Origin of the sequence: Pseudomonas sp. RIT623 (genome assembly GCF_004519305.1) — a bacterium.
Classification (GTDB): Bacteria; Pseudomonadota; Gammaproteobacteria; order Pseudomonadales; family Pseudomonadaceae; genus Aquipseudomonas.
The window spans coordinates 1-1,219 of sequence record NZ_SOZA01000085.1; the positions used below are offsets into that span (position 1 = coordinate 1).

The following is a 1,219-nucleotide window of genomic DNA, read 5'->3' on the forward strand; positions in this document are numbered from 1 at the left end:
TGGACACGTGTACGGAGACATGGTTGACACTTCCCGGCAGCCCCCTTTGCCAGGATTTTCGCCATGCCTTGGAACGTGAGAAACGCCATGAGCCTGAAAGAAGAATTCGTATCCCTGGCGCGCCAACCGGATGCCAATATTCGAGAGTTATGCCGACGCTTCAGCATCAGTCCTCAAACCGGATACAAGTGGCTGCGCCGTTTTGAACAAGGTGGCTCGGCCGCTCTACAAGAACGATCTCGGAGGCCGGCTAGTAGCCCTCGCTTGACCGAAGCTGCGTTGGAAGCGGAAGTCGTTGCACTTCGACAGGAGCACCCGGCCTGGGGCGGACGCACAATCAGCAGCCTGCTGAGCAAGCGCATTGCCCCCAGCACCGTCACCAACGTATTGCACCGCCATGAACTGATCCAGAGTACTGAGAAGGCACGAGAGGCTCGGCTTAGGTTTGAGCATGATGCGCCCAACGATCTCTGGCAGATGGACTTCAAAGGACACTTCGCCCTACAGCAAGGCCGGTGTCATCCACTGACCATCCTTGACGATCACTCTCGCTTCAATTTGGCCATTCACGCTTGCGATAACGAGCGAGGAGCGACGGTCAAGGAGAAGATGACAGAGGTCTTCCAGCGTTACGGCCTACCGGTCCGAATCAACGTCGATAATGGTGCTCCGTGGGGCTCACCGCGCAATCCTGGAGAGGTTACAGAACTCAGTATCTGGTTGATTCGGCTGGGGATACAGATAAGTTTCAGTCGTCCGTACCATCCTCAAACGAATGGCAAAATTGAGCGTTTCCACCGCTCCTTGAAGGCTGAAGTACTCGATGGGCGGCAGTTCTCTACCTTGGTGCAAGCCCAGACAGCATTTGACCGATGGCGGGAAATTTACAACTTACAACGCCCTCATCAGGCATTGGGGTATCAAGTGCCGATGACCAGATATCACCCCAGTCCGTGGGCCTACCCAAATCAGCTTGAGGATTTTGAGTATGCGCCAGACGATATCCTGGCCAAGGTTTACCACGGTCGCTTTCGCTTCCAGAAACGCTATTTCAGCATCGCAAAAGGCTTAGTCGGGCAGACCATAGCGATACGCCCCGGGCGAGACGGTGGGGGCATGTTCGATGTCTATTTTTGCCACCAACGCCTGCGCACCATCGACGTGAATAAACCTGATTACGGACCATAATGTGTCAACCATGTCTGCGCACATGTGTCAG

1 protein-coding gene is annotated in these 1,219 nt (G+C 54.9%); it reads left to right on the forward strand.

What is annotated here, in order from left to right:
• Positions 1-63: 63 nt before the first annotated feature.
• Positions 64-1,188, forward strand: coding sequence for an IS481 family transposase (locus E3U47_RS24750; RefSeq protein ID WP_134694190.1), 1,125 nt, complete (start codon positions 64-66; stop codon positions 1,186-1,188).
• The last annotated feature ends 31 nt before the right edge of the window (positions 1,189-1,219 follow it).